At 64.4% G+C, this 19607-nt stretch carries 14 protein-coding genes; 11 read left to right on the top strand and 3 right to left on the bottom strand.

Going from position 1 to position 19607, the window contains the following annotated elements:
• The first annotated feature begins 2 nt into the window (after positions 1-2).
• The 8 genes from ACZYTC_RS24830 to ACZYTC_RS24795 all read left to right on the top strand — a co-directional run bounded on the left by ACZYTC_RS24830 (position 3) and on the right by ACZYTC_RS24795 (position 12360).
• Positions 3-944: an ABC transporter permease gene (locus tag ACZYTC_RS24830; RefSeq protein ID WP_488990805.1), complete on the top strand. Its 942-nt coding sequence runs from the start codon at positions 3-5 to the stop codon at positions 942-944.
• Between the two features lie 4 nt (positions 945-948).
• Complete coding sequence (locus ACZYTC_RS24825; RefSeq protein WP_488990804.1) at positions 949-2466, top strand: amidohydrolase family protein; 1518 nt, start codon at positions 949-951, stop codon at positions 2464-2466.
• 40 nt (positions 2467-2506) lie between these two features.
• Positions 2507-3967, top strand: coding sequence for an amidohydrolase family protein (locus tag ACZYTC_RS24820; RefSeq protein WP_488990803.1), 1461 nt, complete (start codon positions 2507-2509; stop codon positions 3965-3967).
• A gap of 366 nt (positions 3968-4333) precedes the next feature.
• A complete protein-coding gene (locus ACZYTC_RS24815; protein ID WP_488990802.1) occupies positions 4334-5305 on the top strand; it encodes a LysR family transcriptional regulator in 972 nt (323 codons plus the stop codon).
• A gap of 414 nt (positions 5306-5719) precedes the next feature.
• A complete protein-coding gene (locus ACZYTC_RS24810) occupies positions 5720-7816 on the top strand; it encodes a hydantoinase/oxoprolinase family protein (RefSeq protein WP_434960936.1) in 2097 nt (698 codons plus the stop codon).
• A 111-nt stretch (positions 7817-7927) separates the two neighbouring features.
• Complete coding sequence (locus tag ACZYTC_RS24805) at positions 7928-10075, top strand: hydantoinase B/oxoprolinase family protein (protein WP_441773695.1); 2148 nt, start codon at positions 7928-7930, stop codon at positions 10073-10075.
• Between the two features lie 26 nt (positions 10076-10101).
• Positions 10102-10863 (top strand): SDR family NAD(P)-dependent oxidoreductase, encoded by a 762-nt coding sequence (locus ACZYTC_RS24800; protein ID WP_434960938.1) that lies wholly within the window; start codon positions 10102-10104, stop codon positions 10861-10863.
• A gap of 42 nt (positions 10864-10905) precedes the next feature.
• A complete protein-coding gene (locus tag ACZYTC_RS24795) occupies positions 10906-12360 on the top strand; it encodes an aldehyde dehydrogenase family protein (RefSeq protein ID WP_488990801.1) in 1455 nt (484 codons plus the stop codon).
• Positions 12361-12378: 18 nt separating this feature from the next.
• On the opposite strand, the gene ACZYTC_RS24790 is transcribed toward ACZYTC_RS24795, so the two are convergent.
• Positions 12379-13296, bottom strand: a complete 918-nt coding sequence (locus ACZYTC_RS24790) for a LysR substrate-binding domain-containing protein (protein WP_488990800.1) — start codon at positions 13294-13296, stop codon at positions 12379-12381.
• Between the two features lie 161 nt (positions 13297-13457).
• Here ACZYTC_RS24790 and ACZYTC_RS24785 point away from each other — a divergent pair, with 161 nt between their 5' ends.
• From ACZYTC_RS24785 to ACZYTC_RS24775, 3 genes are all read left to right on the top strand, one after another.
• Entirely contained in the window at positions 13458-14711 is a 1254-nt protein-coding gene (locus tag ACZYTC_RS24785; RefSeq protein WP_441773692.1) for an aromatic ring-hydroxylating oxygenase subunit alpha, read from the top strand.
• A 25-nt stretch (positions 14712-14736) separates the two neighbouring features.
• Positions 14737-15780, top strand: a complete 1044-nt coding sequence (locus ACZYTC_RS24780; protein ID WP_434961358.1) for an FAD-binding oxidoreductase — start codon at positions 14737-14739, stop codon at positions 15778-15780.
• A 337-nt stretch (positions 15781-16117) separates the two neighbouring features.
• Positions 16118-16741 (top strand): TetR/AcrR family transcriptional regulator, encoded by a 624-nt coding sequence (locus ACZYTC_RS24775; protein ID WP_488990799.1) that lies wholly within the window; start codon positions 16118-16120, stop codon positions 16739-16741.
• A gap of 37 nt (positions 16742-16778) precedes the next feature.
• On the opposite strand, the gene ACZYTC_RS24770 is transcribed toward ACZYTC_RS24775, so the two are convergent.
• Together ACZYTC_RS24770 and ACZYTC_RS24765 are read right to left on the bottom strand one after the other, a co-directional pair.
• A complete protein-coding gene (locus ACZYTC_RS24770) occupies positions 16779-17381 on the bottom strand; it encodes a dimethylsulfoniopropionate lyase (RefSeq protein ID WP_488990798.1) in 603 nt (200 codons plus the stop codon).
• A 48-nt stretch (positions 17382-17429) separates the two neighbouring features.
• Positions 17430-19466, bottom strand: coding sequence for an oxidoreductase (locus tag ACZYTC_RS24765; protein ID WP_434960944.1), 2037 nt, complete (start codon positions 19464-19466; stop codon positions 17430-17432).
• Between the last annotated feature and the right edge of the window lie 141 nt (positions 19467-19607).

Here is a 19607-nt window from a genome sequence, read left to right as displayed (position 1 = left end):
CCATGACCGCGGTCCCTTCCCTGGCGCCGGCCAGCAAGCTTTCGCCGCAGCGCCGCGGCAATCTCTATTTCGTCTGGCGCGGCGTACTCGGCGATCCCGTTGCCCGCATCGCCGCCGGCATCATCATCGTGCTGGTCCTCACGGCGATCTTCGCGCCTGTTCTCGCCCCGTTCCCGCCCAACGAAGCCAATCCGGCCCTGCGACTTCGCCCGCCTGGCACGCCGGGCCATCTGCTGGGGCTCGACCAGCAGGGCCGGGACATCCTTTCGCGCCTGATCTACGGCGCGCGCCTCACCTTGATCTCAGGCGTCATCCCCGTATTCCTGGGGGCGGCCATCTCGATCCCACTCGGCCTCATCGGCGCCTGGTATCCCCGGCTCGGCGAGGTGATCATGCGCCTGATGGACGTGCTGTTCGCCTTCCCCATGGCGCTGCTCGCCATCATGCTCGCGGCGCTGATGGGCCCCGGCCTCGTCAACATGATGATCGCCCTGGTGGTGACTTTGGTGCCCTATAACACCCGGGTGGTCTATGCCGCGGCCCGCCAGGAGCGCGACCTTGCCTATGTCGAGGCCTCGCGCGCCATGGCCACGCCCGATCTCAAGATCCTGTTCGTGGAAATGCTGCCGAACGTGGTGGCCGCCTCCGTCGTCTATAGCTGCACCATCGTCGGCGCGGTGGTGATCACCGCCGCCGGCCTGAGCTTCCTCGGCCTCGGCGTGCAGCCCCCGATCGCCGAATGGGGCATCATGACGAGCGAAGGCCGCAGCTTTGTGTTCGTGGCGCCCCATATCGCCGCCATTCCGGGCCTCGCCATCACCATCCTGGTCATGGCGTTCAACCTGCTCGGCGATTCCCTGCGCGACTCGCTCGATCCAAGGACGCGTCTCCAGTTGGTCAAGCACCGGGCCGATCCGGCCGGTGGCCAGGACAGGGAGCGGTGAGGCCATGCTGACATTGATCAAGGATGCTCGCGTCCTCACGCTCGATGAGACCAATGGCGAGCATTCGAGGGCCGACATCCTCATCCGCGGCGACACTATCGAGGCGATTGCCCCGGACCTTGCGGCCGGAATCGGCATGGACGGCGTGCGGGTGATCGATGCCTCCGGCCAGCTCGCCATGCCGGGCCTGGTCAACGGCCACTTTCATTCACCGGCCAACTTCATGAAGGGCGCGCTCGACAACTGGCCGCTCGAGCTTTTCATGCTCTACGAGGTACCGCCTTTGATGCGCGAGGTCGTCTCCGCGCGCTTTGCCTATGTGCGCACCATGCTCGGCGCCATGGAGATGCTGCGCCAGGGCGTCACCTCTGTGCATGACGACTGCTTCTTCGTGCCGGTGGTCACACAGACGGAAGTCGACAACGTCATGCAGGCCTATGAAGATGCCGGCATGCGGGCCACGGTAACGCTCGACCAGCCCAATGTGGTCGAGCACGCCAAATACCCCTTCCTGAAGGATCTGCTGCCGCCCCACCTGCGCGAGCGCATGGAAGCGGTGCCCCTGATGTCGGACGCCGACCTGCTCGCCCATTACAAGGGCTTCCTCGAGCGTTGGCATGATCGCGCCGGGGGACGGCTGCGCTGTGCGGTGTCGTGCTCGGCGCCCCAGCGCGTCACACCCTCCTATTTCAAGGCGCTCGGCGCGCTCGCCCGCGAACGCGACCTTCCCTACAACATGCATATCCTGGAAACGCGCCTGCAGCGTGTGCTCGGCGAGGTCAATTACGGCAAGTCGCTGATCCGCTATGCCCATGATAGGGGCGTGCTCAACGAGCAGGCCATGGTCATCCACGCCATCTGGATCGACGAGGACGATCTGGCGCTCCTGGCTGATTCCGGCTGCTCGATCGCCCATAATCCGGTGTCCAACCTCAAGATCGGCAGCGGCATCATGCCGTTCAGGCGCCTGCGCCAGCGCGGCATCAATGTCTGTCTCGGCAATGACGAGGCGGCCACCGATGACGGCATCAATCTGTGGACCGTCGGCAAGGTCGCCGGCCTCGTCCACAACGTCGCCGATCCCGATTTCGACCGCTGGCCCCTGCCCCTGGAAATCCTGACCGCGCTGACCTCGGCCGGCGCCAGGGCCATGCGCCTGCCCCGCCCGACCGGGCGGCTGGCGCCGGGCTGGCAGGCCGACATCATCCTCCTAGATCTCGACAGCTTCGCCTTCACGCCCCTCAACGACCTCAGGCGCCAGCTCGTCTATTGCGAGAACGGCTCGTCGGTCACCACGGTGATAGTGGGCGGACGCATCGTCGTCGAGAACCGCCGCCTGCTCACGGTCGACGAGAATGCGCTGAAGCAGGAAGCCCGCCTCCTGGCCGGCGAATTCGCCGAATACATGGCCCGCTGCAAATCCGCCGCTGACGAGCTCGAACCCCATTATCGGCGCATGTATCGGCAAGCGCTCGCCACACCCATCGGCCTCAATCGCTGGGCCGGGCCGATGACGCCCTGATCCACCTCCTCCTCAAGTCATCCCGAACGGACCGGAAATCATGACCACCACCAGAGTGAAAGCGCGCTATGTGATCGGCTTCGACGGCGAGCAGCACCGCACGCTCGTCGATACCGAAGTCGTCTACCAGAACGACACCATCGTCTTCGTCGGGCGTGGCTATCAGGGTGAGGTCGACGAGGAAATCAACGGGGGCAACGCCATTCTCGGGCCGGGCTTCATCGATCTCAATGCCCTGGGCGACCTCGACACCACCATCCTCGCCTTCGACAACCAGCCCGACTGGGCGAAGGGGCGCGTCTGGCCGGACGACTATCTTGCCGCCGGTCCGATCGAGATGTATTCGGCCGAAGAGCAGACCTTCAAGATGAAATATGCCTTCGCGCAATTGGTGCGCAACGGCATCACCACGGCCCTGCCGATCACCTCGATGTTCTACCGGCAATGGGCCGAGACCTATGACGAGTTCGCCCGCTCGGCCGACAGCGCGGCGGAGATCGGCATCCGGGCTTATCTCGGCCCCTGCTACATGACCGGTGTCACCATCATCCGCCAGGACGGTAGCTTCGATACCTTCTGGGACGAGGAGCGCGGCCTCAGGGGACTGGAGACGGCCAGGGACTATGTCCGCACCTATGACGGCGCGCATGGCGGGCTGATCCGAGGCATGTTGGCGCCCGATCGCATCGAGAACTGCACCCCTGAGCTGCTGCGGCGCTCGGCCCATATCCGCGAGGAGCTCGACTGTCCGATCCGCCTGCATTGCTGCCAGGGCATGGACGAATTCGAGACGATCGTGGAGCGCCATGACAAGACGCCGGTGGAATGGCTGGCCTCGCTCGGCTTCCTCTCCAGGCGCTCGCTGCTGCCCCATGGCGTCTACCTGACCGGCCACTCCAAGGTGGCGCGGAGGGGCGACGATGTCGGCCTGCTGGCGCAATCCGGCGCCACGCTGATCCATTGCCCGCTCGTGCTCTCTCGCTATGGCGGCGCCATGGAATCCTTCGCGCGCCTCAAGCGCCAGGGCATTCCGATCGGCCTGGGCACCGACACCTTCCCGCCCGATATGGTGGAGAACATGCGTATCGGTATCAGCCTGTGCCGGGTTGCCGATGCGGATGTCGGCGCCTGCAGCTCGGCCGATTTCTACAACGCTGCCACCCTCGTGGCGGCCGATGCCCTCGGGCGCCCCGATCTCGGCCGGCTTGCCGCCGGCGCCAAGGCCGACATGACGCTGTTCGATCTTGGGGCCTTCGAACTCGGCCCGGTCATCGATCCCATCCAGACCATGATGCTCAGCGGCACCGGCCGGGATTTCAAGACCACCATCATCAACGGCCGGGTGGTGATGCGCGACCGGCAATTGCCGGGCATCGACCTCGAAGACTATCGCTTGCGAGCCCAGGCCCAGTTCGAGCGGCTGATCGACAAATATCCGCTGCGCACCTGGCGCCACCCGCCGGTCGAAGACATCTTCCTGCCCTCGTTTAAATTTGCATGAGCTGGTCGTGCCGGCCCGGCTGTGCTCCTTGATTGCGTCGAGGTTTCGCTGCCCCTCTCCCCGTAAGAACGGGGCGAGGGGAAACATCGGCGTGGCGCTCTAACCTGAAATCAATTCGTCTCGCCCGACGGTTGGGCCAGATACAGGATTGCAAGGACATGTTGCGACGCTTGCGCGCCCCTCGCCCCTCGCCCCGTTTACGGGGAGAGGGTTAGGGTGAGGGGCAGCGCAACAGCGACAGAGTGGCTGAACAACGAGAATCCCCGCGGCCATTGGTATAACTCTTTGTCTTGACCTATTTTCTCAATCGAAGGATCTCCAGCTCAAGCCGGAAGGCGCGAAATGCCGAGTGCCGATAAGACTCCAATGACCAAAGGGCACGGTGCGCAGCGCTTGTTCGCGTCCCAGGCCACGCTCCACAAGCTCGAGATCTTTTGCATGGTCTGCGACCTTCAGAGCGTCACCCGCGTGGCGGAGCGGCTGCGCATCGCACAGCCGGTGGTCAGCGCGCATCTGCGCTTCCTGGAGGACAAGGTCGGCGCCAAGCTCTTCGAGCGCAGCGGGCGGCGCCTGGTTTTGACGCGGGAAGGCATCCGCGTCGAGGCCTGGGCTCGCGATGTCGTCACCCGAACCCGCGAACTGGAACGCGAGCTGGCGCTGTCAGGCGACGGGGAAGCAGGCAGCGCCGTGGTCTCGGCGTCCATGACGGTCGCCTCCTATGTGCTGCCTCCGATGTTCGCCGCCTTTCGCCGCACCTTGCGCGAGGGCGGCATCACCGTCCAGGTTTCCAACCCGCAATTCGTCACCGCCAGCGTCAGGGATGGCTCCTGCGATTTTGGACTGTGCATTCTGGATCCACGGCACGATGTCGATGGCCTCGGCGTCGAAAAACTATGGACTGAACAGCTCGTCCTGGTCGTCGCAGCCGACAGCTCCCTGGTCGGTAACAGTGCCGATCCGCAGGCGATCGCAAGCTTGCCCTTCGTCTCCTCCCCTCGCCAGCAGGTCCGGCGCGAGCTCGAGGAGGACGCGCTCTATGCCCATGGCATCCGGCATCGTGAGGTCGTCCTCGAATTCGGGCATCCGGAGGCCATGAAACAGGCGGTGCGCCATCATGCCGGTGTCGCCTTCGTGCTGGAGAGCTGCGTGCGCGACGAACTCGCCAGGGGGCTGCTGCGGCAGGTCGCGACGCCGGGGCTTGACCTGCCTGTCCCCGTCTTCCTGATCCACAAGCGGGGCAAGACCTTCTCGCGCTTCCAGTCCCGGCTGATGGATTTCGTGCGGGAGGCAGCCGCAGATGGTCAGGTACCGAGTTTCGAGCCTCCTGCGGCGGTATGATGGCGGGCTGAGGATTCGTCCGTCAATAAACGAAACGAATTGGCTCGACCTGTGTCATTTGCCGGGCTTGACCCGGCAATGCAGTCCCTCCCTCCAGACCTCGAAGAGGGTGCCCCAGGATGCCCGGGTCAAGCCCGGGCATGACAAAGGTGGCGCTCCAGCTATTTCCGGGACGATGCCTCGGCAAGCCCGTTCGTCATTCTTCATTTCATAGGCATTTGGCTATGTATCGCTGCGAATTATATATTGGATTGTTGTAAAGCCCGGGCGTAAAACTCGACCCATGCTCGCGGGGAAAGAGAGCCCCGCGCCGGGACAGAATCCAATTTCGAGCGCGTTTCCAGCCGCTGTGCCATGCACGGCAGCCTACGCGCTCGGCCATGGATCATCCGGTACCAGGCTGGGAGGAAGTCCATGTTTCTGGGTGTCGATATTGGCGGCACGTTCACCGACCTCGTTCTGCTGGACGAGAATGGCGGCCTGATTACCACCAAGGCGCTGTCCACGCCGGGCGAATTGGAGGTCGGCGTCTTCAATGCCGTACAGGATGCCGCCGCGCAGCGCGGCATGACCGGCGAGGAATTGCTGGCTCGGGTTATCGCCTTCGGCCATGGCACGACCCAGGCGACCAACGCCGTCATCGAGCGCGACGGGGCCCGTACCGGCCTGCTCGCCACCCGCGGTTTCGGCGACACGCTGGCGATCCAGCGCCTGATGGGCTTTACCGCCGGTGTGCCGGTCGACCGGCTCGGCTGGTATTCGCGCCGGCGCTATCCCCAGCCGATCGTGCCGCGCCATCTGGTGCGGGAGATCCGCGAACGTGTCGACCATGCCGGCAAGGTGCTGGTTGCACTCGACGAGGAGCAGGTGCGGGCCGCAGTTCGCTCCCTGGCGAGCGAGGGCGTCCAGACCTTCGCGGTCGCCTTCCTGTGGTCATTCCGCAATCCCGAGCATGAGCGCATTGCCGCCCGCATCATCGGCGAGGAAGTACCGGGCGCCTATGTCAGCCTCTCGAGCGAGGTTGCCCCCGTCATCGGCGAATATGAGCGCACGGCCACGGCCGCGCTCAATTCCTATCTTGCCCCCAAGGTCGTCTCCTACCTCGACGGCATCGAGCAGATGCTCAGGAAACGCGGTTTCAAGGGCGCCTTCTCCATCCTCAATTCGGCCGGCGGCGTCATGCCGGTTGCCGAGGCCGCGCGCCGGCCGGTGACACTGGTCACCTCCGGCCCGACCGGCGGGGTGATGGGCTCGGTCCATCTGGCCAAGAAGCTGGGCTATCGCAACCTCATCACCACCGACATGGGCGGCACCTCCTTCGACGTCGCCATCGTGGTCGACGACAAGCCGCTGATGTCCACCAATCACGAGGCCGGCGGCTTTCATATCGCCACGCCGATGATCGAGGTTCGCGCCATCGGCGCCGGCGGCGGCTCGATCGCCCGCGTCATCGACGGCCAGCTGCGCGTCGGCCCCGACAGCGCCGGCGCTCGGCCAGGACCGGTGTGCTACGGGCGGGGCGGCAGATTGGCCACCGTCACCGACGCCGATGTCGTGCTCGGCATCATCGATCCCCAGACCTTTCTCGGCGGCAAGATGAAGCTCGACAAGGCGGCGGCATCGGCCGCCATCGAGGAGCAGATCGCCAAGCCGCTCGGCCTGACCACCGAGGAGGCCGCCGCCGGCATACGCCGCATCGTCGATGCCCAGATGGCCGATACGCTGCGCGAGGTCACCATCGGCCGCGGCCACGATCCGCGTGACTTCGTGATCTTCGCCTATGGCGGGGCTGGCCCGGTCCATTGCGCCGGCTATGGCGCCGAGCTCGGCGTGCCCAAGATGGTGGTGCCCGTGACCTCCATGGCGCATTCGGCCTATGGAGCGCTCGCCGCCGACCTGCAGTTCGCCGTCGAAAAGTCGCTGCTTATGCGGGCAGGCGGCGGATCGCGCGCGCCTGCCGACGGCCTGGTCGCCTCCGAGATCGCGGCGGCCTTCGCGAGCCTCGAAGCCGAATGCCTGGACGCCATGCGCCGGGCCGGGGTCGCCCGCGAGGATATCCAGCTCGTGCGCACGGCGGATCTGCGCTATCGCCGCCAGACCAACGACCTCATCATTCCCGTGCCGGCGGGCGAGATCGCCGCTGCGACGCTGGACGAACTCGTCGCGCGCTTCGAGGCTGTTTATGAGCAGACCTATGGCAAGGGATCGGCCTTCCGCGAGGCCGGCCTCGAGCTGACCAATGTCCGTGTCGAGGCTTTCGGCAAGGCGCGTCGGCCCGAGATCGCCCTTGTGGCCCCCACGGGCGAGCCGACAGTCGGCAAGCGCCGGATCTTCGAGCCCGTCGCCACCGCATGGATGGATTGCGCCGTCTATAATTGGCGCGAGCTGCCGAAGGATTTCATCGTGACCGGCCCCGCCGTCATCGAGCACCCCGAGACCTCGGTCTTCGTGGCGGCCAGTCAGGTCGCGCGGCTCGACGCCACCAACAACATCACCATCGAGCAGCGCTAGGACATGGTGCGATCCGATGGGATCGCAACCCGCCCTAATTCTTTGTTTTGACGCATTTTCTTAGCCGAAAAGTCTATCGACTTTTCTGGAAAATGCTCTTGGGAGGCAGCAATGTCTACGACTGACAACGCCATCGATCCCATCACCTTCGAGGTCGTGCGCAACAAGCTGCAGGCGATCACCGAGGAACAGGCGATCACGCTCAAATCGGTCTCCGGCTCGCCGGTGGTGACCGAGGCGACCGACTTCAACAACGGCCTCTATCTCGCCGATGGCTCGATCGTCACCATGGGTCCGCAGGTGCTGTTCCACACCGGCACGATGTCCTCGGTCATCCGTTCTATCAATGCCGAGTTCGCCGAGAATCCAGGAATCCGCGAGGGTGACATGTTCATCCTCAACGATCCCTATCGCGGCGCCATCCATCAGCCCGACGTCTCGATCGTCGCGCCGATCTTCCACCAGGGCCGCCATGTCGCCTGGGCCGGCTCCTGCGCCCATCAGCTCGATGTCGGCGGCATGAGCTTCGGCTCCTGGGCCATCGGTGCCACCGAAATCCAGCAGGAAGCCATGCTGCTGCCGGGCATCAAGCTCGTGGAGAACGGCGTGCTGCGCCAGGATCTGTGGCAGATGATCATGGGCATGACCCGCCTGCCCCATGTCCTGGGCCTCGACCTCAAGGCGATGATTGCGGCCAACACCGTGGCGGCCCGCCGCCTGGTCGAACTGATGGACCGCTATGGCGGCGACACGGTCGAGACCATCATGGCCGAGGAGATCGCCAGTTCCGAGCGCCAGATCCGCCAGGTCCTTTCAGCCCTGCCCGACGGCGTCTTCCGGGCGCGCGACTATATCGAGCATGACGGCCACGAGAACGTGCTCTACCGCGTCTGCGTCACCGCAACCAAGAAGGGCGACCGCCTCACCCTCGACATGACGGGGACCTCGCCGCAAGCGCCCGGCTTCATCAATTGCACGGCCTCGGGCATGCGCGGCGCCGCTCTCACCGGGCTCCTGCCGATCCTCGCGCCGCGCATTCGCTGGAACGAGGGCATCCTGCGCGCCGTCGATTTCGTCGCGCCCGAAGGCATCTTGTGCAACGCCTCCTGGCCGGCTCCGGTTTCCTCGGGCACGATCTCGACGGCCTGGATCGTCCAGAACGTCGTCGTTGCCGCGCTGTCGCGCATGGTGGCCTGCTCGCCCGAACATGCCGGCGAAAGCCAGGCCGTCACCAAGGGCCACATGATGGTGATGACACTGGCGGGGCAGGACCGCGACGGCGGGCCGTTCGGCACCTTCCTGCTCGACTCGACGGCGGGAGGTGGCGGGGCCTTCCCCGATCATGACGGCCTCGACGGCTCCGGCGATTTCTGTGTGCCGCGACCGGCCATCGCCAATGTCGAGGCCAATGAGGCGAACGGACCCTTCCTCTACCTTTTCCGTGCCTTCGTACCCGATAGCGGCGGCCCCGGCCGCCAGCGCGGCGGCGCCGGCGCCTCCCTCGCCATCGCACCTTATGGTACCGACGCCCTGCATGCCATGATGCTCGGCCATGGCGTGGAGGTGCCCAATGCGGTGGGCCAGTTCGGCGGCCTGCCCGGCGCCTGCGGCCGCAACGTCATCCGCCGCGACGCCGGCGATCCGGCCGCCCTCGCAGGCCTTGCCGGCGATCTCGACGAATTGCTGGCTGCCGGAGTCGAGCAGCTCGGCCCCAAACCCGGCCGCATGCGCCTCACCTCGCGCGACGTGCTCGGCTATGCCTTCCAGGGCGGTGGTGGCTATGGCGACCCGCTGCTGCGCGATCCTGCCGCCGTGCTCGGCGATGTCGCGAACCGCCATGTCAGCCTCACGGCGGCGGCCGCCCAATATGGCGTGGTGATCGCGAAGGGCACAGTCGACCTCTCCGCAACCGAACAGGCCCGGGCCGCGATCCGCAGCCGGCGCCTGGCCGGCGCCACGCCCAAGCATGCTCCCGGCAAAGGGGAGTTCACCATCGCCGAGGGGCGCTTTGCCTGTGGCTGCGGTTGCGACCTCGGCCCCGTTACGGCGAACTGGAAGGACAGGGTGCGCAGCTATCGCATCGAGCCGGAGACCTATGGACCGCATATCCGTACGCATGCCGATCTCGAACTGCGCGAACATGTCTGCACCGCCTGCGGCACGCTGCTGGAAGCCGAGGTCGTGCGCAAGGACGAAGCTTCCCTGGTCACGCTGCAGCTCGACATCCACCAGAGCCAGCCCGAACACGCGGCGGCCTGATCCGGCCCGCAGGAAAGGAACCCATCATGCAATCTTACCCGTCACGCGGCGCCGTCATCGTCACCGGCGCCGGCCAGGGCATCGGGCGCCGGCTCGCTCTCACGCTCGCCGGCGAAGGCGTCGATGTCTGCATCGCCGACTGGAACGAGGACAAGGGCCGCGCGGTGGCCGAGGAAGACACGCCGGGCACCGGCCGGCGCCTGTTCGTGCGCACCAATGTCGCCGATGAGGCCAGTTGCCAGGGAGCCGTCGCGGCGGCGGTCGAAGCCTTCGGCGGTGTGTTTGGCCTGGTCAACAACGCCTCGATCTTCTCCACCTTGAAGATGCGTCCCTTCTGGGAAATCCCCTCCGACGAGTGGGACCAGGTCCAGGCCGTCAATCTCAAGGGCGTCTTCAACATGACGCGTGCCGCTCGTGAGGCGCTGGTGGCATCGGGCGAAGGCTCGGTGGTCAACGTGGCTTCCTCGACCATCCTGTTCGGGCGGCCCAATTATGCTCATTACGTCTCGTCCAAGGCCGGCGTGATGGGTCTGTCGCGGGCCATGGCGCGCGAGCTCGGTGGCCACTCGATCCGGGTCAACACGCTGACGCCTGGCCCGACCTTCACGGAGGTCGAACGGGCGACCGTGACGCCCGAGCAGAAGGCCGCGATGATCGAGCAGCAATGCCTCAAGCGCGCCGGCGGCCCCGACGACATCGCCGATGCCATCGCCTTCCTGCTCTCCCGCCAGGCCCGCTGGATTACCGGGCAGCTCCTCAATGCCGATGGCGGCATGATCACCCATTAATGTCAGGCCACCCGCACGGGTGGCCGGAAAGAGCACGCAGACATGGCTTACGCGATAGAACATGACAGGATGCTGATCGGCGGCGAACTGGTGCACGCTTCGAGCGGGGAGTTCGACATTTCCATCAACCCCGCCACCGAGGAAGCGATCGGCCATTCCCCGCGCGGCACGGCCGAGGACGTCGAGCGTGCCTTTGCCGCCGCCGATGCCGCCTGGCCTGCCTGGGCCGCCCTCACCCCGTCCGAGCGGGGCGCCCGCATGCGCGCCTTCGGCGAGGCCCTGCGCGCCCGCGCCGAGGACTTCCTGAGGATCGAGGTCGCCGATACCGGCAACACCATCACGCCGATGCGCGGCGATGTCGGCCATGCCGTGGACAGCCTGACCTACTATGCCGGCCTCATTCACGAGCTCAAGGGCGAGACCATTCCCGCCACGGCCGAGAACCTGCATTTGACCGTGCGGGAGCCCTATGGCGTGGTGGCGCGCATCGCGCCCTTCAACCATCCCTTGATGTTTGCCGTCGCACGCACTGCCGCCATGCTCGCGGCCGGCAATGCGGTGATCGTCAAGCCGCCGGAGACGAGCCCCCTGTCGGCGCTGCTGCTGGCCGAGGTCGCGCGCGAGGCCCTGCCGCCGGGCGTGTTCAACATCGTCACCGGCCCCGGCGCCACGGTGGGCAATGCCATCGTCCGCCACCCCGGCATCAAGCGCATCGCCTTCATCGGTTCGCCCCAGACCGGACGCGCCATCCAGCGCTCGGCCGCCGAAGTGGCGGTCAAGCATGTGACGCTGGAGCTGGGCGGCAAGAACCCTCTGATTGCCTTTCCCGACACCGACCCCGAAATCATCGCGGCCGCTGCCATGCGCGGCATGAACTTCAGCTGGCAGGGCCAGTCCTGCCGATCGACCAGCCGGCTGCTCCTGCACGAGGACATCCATGATGCCGTGCTCGAGCGCGTGGTCGAGAAGGTTTCCCACCTCAAGCTCGGCGATCCCTTCGATCCTGCCACCGACATGGGCCCTCTCAATTCACGCCTGCAATTGGAAAAGGTCGTTTCCTTTTTCGAAAACGCCAGGGATGACGGCTCGCGCCTGATGACGGGCGGCCGCAGGCCCCCAGGCGAGCGCTTCGCCAAGGGGTTCTGGGTGGAACCAACAGTCTATGCCGACGTCAAGCCCGGCATGCGGCTATGGCAGGAGGAGGTATTCGGCCCCATCCTGTCGGTTGGGCGCTGGAAAACGGTGGACGAAGCGGTGAACCTTGCCAACAGCACCGAATATGGCCTGACCGGCGCAGTGTGGACCAACGATATCCGCAACGCCCTCAATGTCGCCCGCAGGATCCGTTCCGGCCACGTCTGGATCAATGGCTGCTCCAACCATTTCCTCGGCGTTCCCTTTGGCGGCATGAAGAATTCCGGTGTCGGCCGTGAGGAAGGCATCGAGGAGATGATCTCCTACACCGAGGCCAAGACCATCAACATCATGCTGGGCTGAGCCGACCGCGAAGGTCCATCAGGCGGGTTCGAGAAGACGGGCTTCCCGCTTGAGCCAGTCTATGAACAGATCGACGGCCTTCTTCCGTGCCTTGCGCCGGGGCGCGATGAAGAAATAGGCGCTTTGCGTGACGATGGCTTCATTCGTGAGCCTGACCAGCCGGTTCTGGATCAGCAGATCCTCGACCAGCCGGCGCCAGCCGAGCGCGATGCCATGACCGTTCAAGGCGGCATAGATCGCCTCGGTATAGAAGCTGCAATGCATTCCCGAGGCTTTGCCGGGAGCCGCGACGGAGAACGCCGCAAGCCACTCGGCCCAATTGGTCCAGGTGGGGTCGGCGGTATCGTTGGTGATCAGAGGATAGCGCGTGAGCTGGGCGAGATCTCTGATCTCTCCGATCTCCTGCGCATAATCGGTGCTGCAGATGGGAAAGATCTCGTCGCGGAAGAGAAATTCGGCGTCACTGTCAGGCCAAAAACCGCTCCCGAAACGGATAGCCAGATCCACGTCCTCGCCGTCGACCTTGATGGCATTGTCCTGCGTGATGATGCGCAGCCTGATGTTGGGGTGGGCTTTCGAGAAGGAGGAAATGCGGGGAAGAAGCCAGAAATGGGAGAAGGCTATCGTCGCCGCGATGGCAAGATCGTCCTCGGCCTCTTCCTTCGACCAGTCCGAGATCGTCTCCGCAATGAGATTGAAGGCCGTCGAGGTCGTGGACGAAAGCTGCTTGCCCTTCTCGGTCAATTCGACCCGCCTGTGCAGGCGCCGGAACAAGGGAAAGCCGAACATATCCTCCAGGAGATGGATCTGGCGGCTGATCGCCGCCTGGGTGACGCCCAGTTCCGCGGCCGCCCTGGTGAAACCGCCCAGGCGCGCCACCGCCTCGAAGGCGGTGAGAGCGGTGAGCGGAGGAAGCTTTCGCCGCAGATTGGCCATGACCTACAGCCCTCGGGAATTCTGACGCGCCGAATGCACCGCGATGACGGTGGCGTCACCCAAGACGCATTACATTGAGTTATGGGAAATGCAAACATTTGTGCCGTTGAGTGGGCGGTTTCAAACGCGCAATATGGGAGGAAATCTGGTGAGGAAAACTCATGCTCAATACATTCTCGTCTGCGATTTCGCCCCTGCTGGATCAGCGCATGGCGGGCCATGCCCTTCCCGCCGGCCTCTACACGCGCGAGGATGTCTTCAAGGCGGATCTGGAGGTGTTCTTCCGCCGGCACTGGATCTTTGTCGGGCTGGAATGCGACGTCCCCGAGCCGGGCGATGCTCATGTGATCGATCTCGGCAGCTCCAGCATCATTCTGCTGCGCGACGACGACGGCCAGATCCGGGTGCTTCACAATGTCTGCCGCCATCGCGGCGCCCGCCTGCTGGACAGCGGCACTTCGATCGTCTCGAAGCTCGTCTGCCCCTATCATCAGTGGACCTATGAGCTCACGGGCGAACTCGCCTACGCCCCGCATATGGGTACGACCTTCGACAAGACCTGCAGGAGCCTCAAGCCCGTTCACTTCCGGTCGATCGGCGGGCTCATCTATGTCTGCCTTTCGGACAATCCCCCCGAAGACATCGGCACGCTCGAGACCGTGATGCGGGAGCGCCTGGCGCCCTACGACATCGCGAACAGCAAGGTCGCCTTCCAAAGCGAGATCATCGAGAAGGGCAATTGGAAGCTGACCATCGAGAACAATCGGGAATGCTATCACTGCTCGTCCAATCACCCCGAGCTCTGCGTCTCCTTCATCGATCTCGATTTCGGCTTCGATCCGGCCAGCCTGAGCCCCGAGGACCGGGAAGAAGCCGAGAAGCACCAGGCTCTCTACGAGGCACGCACCAAGGCCTGGGAGGCTGAAGGCCATCCCTCGGCACCAGTCGAGCAACTCGTCGACTGCGCCACCAATTTCCGCACCCAGCGCCTGATCATCGCGGGTGCCGGCGAGTCCCAGACGCCGGATGCCACCGCCGCCTCCTCCAAGCTGCTTGGCTCGATGACGCGCAAGGATCTCGGCGACGTCCATCTATGGGGCCATAATTGCTGGCATCATTTCATGGGCGACCATGCCGTGAGCACCCTGATCATTCCGCTCAGCGCCGACGAGACCCTCGTCCGCACGAAATGGCTGGTGCACAAGGACGCCGTCGAGGGCCGCGACTACGATCTCGACAAGCTCACCAATGTGTGGCTCGCCACCAACGAGCAGGATGCGCAATTGGTCGCGCGTTCCTATTCGGGGGTTCTGGATCCGGCCTATGAGCCCGGCCCCTATTCCCCCTTCACCGAAGGCCAGCTCGACAATTTCGTCAGCTGGTACATCGATCGGATGCGCGCCAATGGCTACTGACGGCTCGCTGCAGGCAGGTGTCGGCATGACCATTGCTCCCCACGCCGAAGCGTTCGACCTGCTCCTCTGCGTCGATGTCCATGACGAAACGCATGACGTGAAAAGCTTCACCTTCCTGTCACCCGAGGGAAAGGCCTTCGATTTCGAGGCGGGCCAGCACCTGTCGCTCGAGCTGGAGATCGACGGCTTGCCCGAAAGCCGCTGCTACAGCATGTCTTCCTCGCCGGCGAGGCGGAAGGCCATCACCGTCACGGTGAAGCGCACGGAAGGCGGCCGCGTCTCGAACTGGCTGCACGACAATCTCGTCCCCGGCATGACGGTCAAGGCCTTGGGGCCGCTTGGCGCTTTCGTGCGGCCAGCAGCCGCGCCGGCCAAGCTCGCGCTGCTGTCGGGCGGCTCGGGCATCACCCCGATGATGTCCATCGTCAGGGATATTGCCGATTCCGCGCAAGCCGCGGACGTGGTCTTCGTCCATGCGGCGAGGACGCCGCGCGATCTCGTCTTCCGCGACGAGCTTTGCGTGCTGGCGAACCGGTTGAAGGGCCTGCGGCTGCTCCTGCTTCCCGAGCAGCTCATCGGCGAACCGTCCTGGCCTGGATTGACCGGACGGATATCCAAGGCGTTCCTGTCGCTGGCCATCCCGGATCTCACCGAGCGTGTCATCATGTGTTGCGGCCCGGCGCCCTTCATGCAGGCCGTCCGCTCCTTCAGCGCCGAATTGGGCAGCCCGGCCCACAATTACTACGAGGAGAGCTTCGACAGTGTCGGCGTCGAGGAGCCAGCTGCCGATATCACGCCGCAGGCGAGACTCTTCAAGGTCGAGTTCGCCAAGCAGTCGCGGACCATCGAGGTAGCCGGCGAGCAGACGGTGCTGTCGTCAGCCAAGAAGGCGGGCGTTCGCCTTCCCTCGTCCTGCGCCAATGGCCTATGCGGCACCTGCAAATCCAGGCTCGTCAGCGGCAGCGTCGACATGCAGCACAATGGCGGCATCCGCCAACGCGAGGTCGAGGCGGGCTTCTTCCTGCCCTGCTGTTCCAAGCCGCTGAGCGACCTGGTGATCGACAGATAGCTTCCGCCACAAGGTTCATTGCACCCTGCAACGGTGGACCAATGCCTCCGGGATGGCAGGCATCCTTGCCTGTCATGCCGGGAAGAGGCGATTTCGATCCAAGATGCTACGATGGCATGAACGCCGTCCCGCCCAGGAGCGGGACGGCGTTCATGCGTGCCATCGTCGCCCTGGTTTGCCGCGCCCCGACAATGGGCACTATCAGGGTCAACAGGGCGCCCGAATACGGCTCCAGACCTGTACATTTATGTCTACTAAATAGACACAATTGACGCTATGCTCGACATTCATGTGCATTTCGCCTGATCGCCGATTTGCCGTTGATGGAGGGGGCGTCATGGAGCAGGTTTTGGGCGAAACGGGCTGGCGGGGCTCGGCCGAGGTCTGGCTGGAGGCGGCCTATGAACTCCTGCTCGAATCCGGGGTCAGCACGCTCAAGATCCTGCCTTTGGCCAAGAAGCTCGGCCTGTCGCGAACCAGCTTCTATTGGTTCTTCAAGGACCGCGAGGAACTCCTCGGCGCCCTGATCGAGCGCTGGCGCGACAAGAACACCGGCAATCTCGTCAAGCAGGCGCAGGCCTATGCCGAGTCGATCGCGGAAGCGATGCTCAATGTCAACGATTGCTGGATCGACAAGACGCTGTTCGACGCCCAGTTCGAATTCGCCGTGCGGAGCTGGGCCCTCGAATCGCCGGACATCCTCGCCGAAGTGCAAACTGCCGACCAGATACGCCTCGACGCCCTTGCGCAGATGTTCACGCGTTTTGGCTATACCGCGATCACAGCCGATGTGCGGGCCAGAACGACCTACCTCACCCAGATCGGTTATATCTCGATGCAGACGCAGGAAGACGTTGCCCTTCGCATGAAGCGCATTCCCGAATATGTCGAGATCTTCACCGGCGTAAGGCCGGAACAGCGTGAGCTCGACCGTTTCCATGCAAGGCATGGCTTGAAGTGAGAGCCTTGTTGCAAGGCCTGATCGACCCGGAGGGTCCTCAGGACTCCCTATCGGCCCGGAGCGCCCAGAAGGCGAATAGCGGCGTTGCGAGCGAGCGCATTGCATGCCGGATACCGGGCCTGTTGTAGAACGAGCCGCCGATACCCGGCGAAAACCAGTCTCCCTCCCCCTGGCGGAACTCGCCGTCGGACAGCACCAGATAGACCTCTTCGGGAGCATGGTCATGGTCGGGATAGCGCACCTTCGGCGCCATCAGCGACACGCCGAGCCAGACGTCGCTGCGCTCCTCCAAGCCTCCGGGGCCCAGAAGCATCGCGTTGGCGTGGCCGTCGTCGAAATTGCCGCTGGCGGTGCTGTCATTGTTCGGACGCCGGCGCCATTGGAGGTTGGGCTCGACCTCCCTGAAACGCTGCAGCAGCTTGTCGAGCGTGGCTTGGCCCGTTTCGACACCAAGGGCAATATCGAGCTGTTCGCAAACCGGCAGACGCCCGCCGGGGCCGGACCGCACAGCGCCCGGTTCTTCCAACGCCGAGAAGATCTCGGCGATGGATTTCCGCGCCTTCGGATCCTGTGCAAATTGGCCGAAAGCTGCCTTGGCCGCCTCGACGAAGTGCTGAAGAGCCGCGCTGCGATGTGTCATTGAAAGCCTCTCCCAGTCCGGCGAGCTTCGAAAATCATGGCACCGAGCTCAAAGATCCTTGGCCAGCCTAAGGGCATCATAGATGGCCGCATGGGTATTGCGAGCCGCAACCGCGTCCCCGATGCGGAAGAGCTGATACTTGCCCTCACCGTTGCGAACCACGGATTGGGGCTCCCCCGCGATCAGTTGATCATAAGACATCTCGCCGAGATTGCTCGAGGACGGCTTCAATTCGAAATAGAGATCGTCGAGCGGAATCGTGCCGTGATTGACGACGATCTGATCAAAGCTGCGCTGCCTGACAATGCCGCCATAGTCGCTGCCGATATGGGCAACCAGCAGGTTCCCGGATTTTTCGACGGCATGGAGGCGGTAGGTGACGGTGAAGGCGACATCCAGCTTCTGCAAGCTGCGCATATAGGGCACGAGGTTCATTGCCATGACTTCCGGCGCGAAGGAACGGTCGGGCGTCATGATCTCCACCTTCGCCCCGGCCTGCGCCAGCATCTCCGCCGCCTGCAATCCAGCGTGATCGCCGGCATCGTCGAAGATGAGCACGTTGGAGCCGGGCTTGACGTCGCCGGAGATGATGTCCCAGGCCGAGACGACGAGGTCGTTGCCCTTGGACAGCACCTCGGTGTGCGGCAGCCCGCCCGTGGCGACAACAATCACGTCCGGATTCTCGGCTTCGATCCTGTCGGCGTCCGCCCAGCTATCGAAATGGAAGGTCACGCCCAGCTTCTCGCACTGGCTCATGCGCCATTCGATGATGCTGATCATTTCCTTGCGCCGCGGGCTTTGGGCGGTGAGCCTGACCTGCCCGCCCGGCTTGCCTGCCGCCTCGAAGACAACGACCCGATGCCCCCGCTCGCCGGCGACGCGTGCCGCCTCCAGGCCTGCCGGGCCTGCGCCGATGACGACCACGGTCTTGCGGACCTTGGCTTGTTGCAGGGCATGCGGCATGGTCAGCTCGCGGCCGGTGGCCGGATTGTGGATGCAATAGGCGGCCCCGCCCTGATAGATGCGGTCGAGGCAGTAATTGGCGCCCACGCAGGGCCGGATGTCGTCCTCGCGCTTTTCGATGATCTTGCGCACCAAATGCGGGTCCGTCATGTGGGCGCGCGTCATCCCGATCATGTCGACCTTGCCGGCGGCGATGGCGTGGCGTGCCGTGGCGACATCCGGAATCTTCGCGGCATGGAAGGTCGGGAATTGCGTCGCTGCGCGGATCTCGCCGGCGAAGTCCAGATGGGGCGAATTGGCCATGCCCTGGATCGGGATGACGTCGGTCAGCCCGGCATCGGTATCGATATGGCCGCGGATGACGTTGAGAAAATCGATCAGGCCGCTCTCCTTGAGGCGGCGTGAAATCTCCAGGCCCTCTTCCTTGGTCGTACCGCCCTCGAGCTGTTCGTCGGCAGTATAGCGCACGCCGACGATGAAGTCGGGGCCGACGCGCTCGCGGATGGCCTTCAGCACGTCGAAGCCGAAGCGCAGGCGATTTTCCAGCGAACCGCCATAGGGGCCTTCCAGCTCGTTGGTGAGCGGCGACCAGAACTGGTCGATGAGATGGCCATAGGCTTCCAGCTCGATGCCGTCCATGCCGCCGGCCTTCATGCGCTCGGCCGCATCGGCGAAGTCCTTGATGATCCGCTCGATGTCCCAGTCTTCCAGCTTCTTGGGAAAGGCGCGATGCGAGGCTTCCCTCTGGTGGGAAGGCGCCACGACAGGTAGCCAGTCGCCCTTGTCCCAGCGCGTGCGGCGGCCGAGATGCGTGAGCTGGATCATGACAGCCGCGCCGTGCTCGTGAACCGCGTCGGTCAGGTCCTTGAGCCAGGGCACGATCTCGTCCTTGTAGGCGAGCAGATTGTTGAAGACCGGCGGGCTGTCCTTTGAAATGGCAGCGGACCCCGCCGTCATGGTCATGGCAACCCCGCCCTTCGCCCGCTCCACGTGATAGGCCCGATAGCGTTCCTTCGGCATGCCGTCCTCGGGATAGGCCGGCTCATGAGAGGTCACGATGATGCGGTTGCGCAGCTTGAGATGCTTGAGCTGAAAGGGCTGCAGGAGGGGGTCGTTCGACATGGCTCGGGATCCAGCGTTGCATGTGCCTCAAAAGGCTAGGCAGAATGTACACTGGTGTCAATCGACCTCTAACGGCCTAGTCATGTTTTTTGACAATGGTGTACATTTTTATTGCTTCTAAACGCGTGGCTATGGCAGCAT

The sequence above is a fragment of the Labrys sp. F242 genome (genome assembly GCF_057813875.1).
The sequence above is the reverse complement of the archived record's forward strand: the minus strand, read 5'-3'. Positions and strand labels throughout refer to the sequence as shown.

Bases quoted from the DNA above. Each gene is read 5' to 3' on its own strand.
- ACZYTC_RS24830 (WP_488990805.1), top strand. From the start codon at position 3: ATGACCGCGGTCCCTTCCCTGGCGCCGGCCAGCAAGCTTTCGCCGCAG.
- ACZYTC_RS24825 (WP_488990804.1), top strand. From the start codon at position 949: ATGCTGACATTGATCAAGGATGCTCGCGTCCTCACGCTCGATGAGACC.
- ACZYTC_RS24820 (WP_488990803.1), top strand. From the start codon at position 2,507: ATGACCACCACCAGAGTGAAAGCGCGCTATGTGATCGGCTTCGACGGC.
- ACZYTC_RS24815 (WP_488990802.1), top strand. From the start codon at position 4,334: ATGACCAAAGGGCACGGTGCGCAGCGCTTGTTCGCGTCCCAGGCCACG.
- ACZYTC_RS24810 (WP_434960936.1), top strand. From the start codon at position 5,720: ATGTTTCTGGGTGTCGATATTGGCGGCACGTTCACCGACCTCGTTCTG.
- ACZYTC_RS24805 (WP_441773695.1), top strand. From the start codon at position 7,928: ATGTCTACGACTGACAACGCCATCGATCCCATCACCTTCGAGGTCGTG.
- ACZYTC_RS24800 (WP_434960938.1), top strand. From the start codon at position 10,102: ATGCAATCTTACCCGTCACGCGGCGCCGTCATCGTCACCGGCGCCGGC.
- ACZYTC_RS24795 (WP_488990801.1), top strand. From the start codon at position 10,906: ATGGCTTACGCGATAGAACATGACAGGATGCTGATCGGCGGCGAACTG.
- ACZYTC_RS24790 (WP_488990800.1), bottom strand. From the start codon at position 13,296: ATGGCCAATCTGCGGCGAAAGCTTCCTCCGCTCACCGCTCTCACCGCC.
- ACZYTC_RS24785 (WP_441773692.1), top strand. From the start codon at position 13,458: ATGCTCAATACATTCTCGTCTGCGATTTCGCCCCTGCTGGATCAGCGC.
- ACZYTC_RS24780 (WP_434961358.1), top strand. From the start codon at position 14,737: ATGACCATTGCTCCCCACGCCGAAGCGTTCGACCTGCTCCTCTGCGTC.
- ACZYTC_RS24775 (WP_488990799.1), top strand. From the start codon at position 16,118: ATGGAGCAGGTTTTGGGCGAAACGGGCTGGCGGGGCTCGGCCGAGGTC.
- ACZYTC_RS24770 (WP_488990798.1), bottom strand. From the start codon at position 17,381: ATGACACATCGCAGCGCGGCTCTTCAGCACTTCGTCGAGGCGGCCAAG.
- ACZYTC_RS24765 (WP_434960944.1), bottom strand. From the start codon at position 19,466: ATGTCGAACGACCCCCTCCTGCAGCCCTTTCAGCTCAAGCATCTCAAG.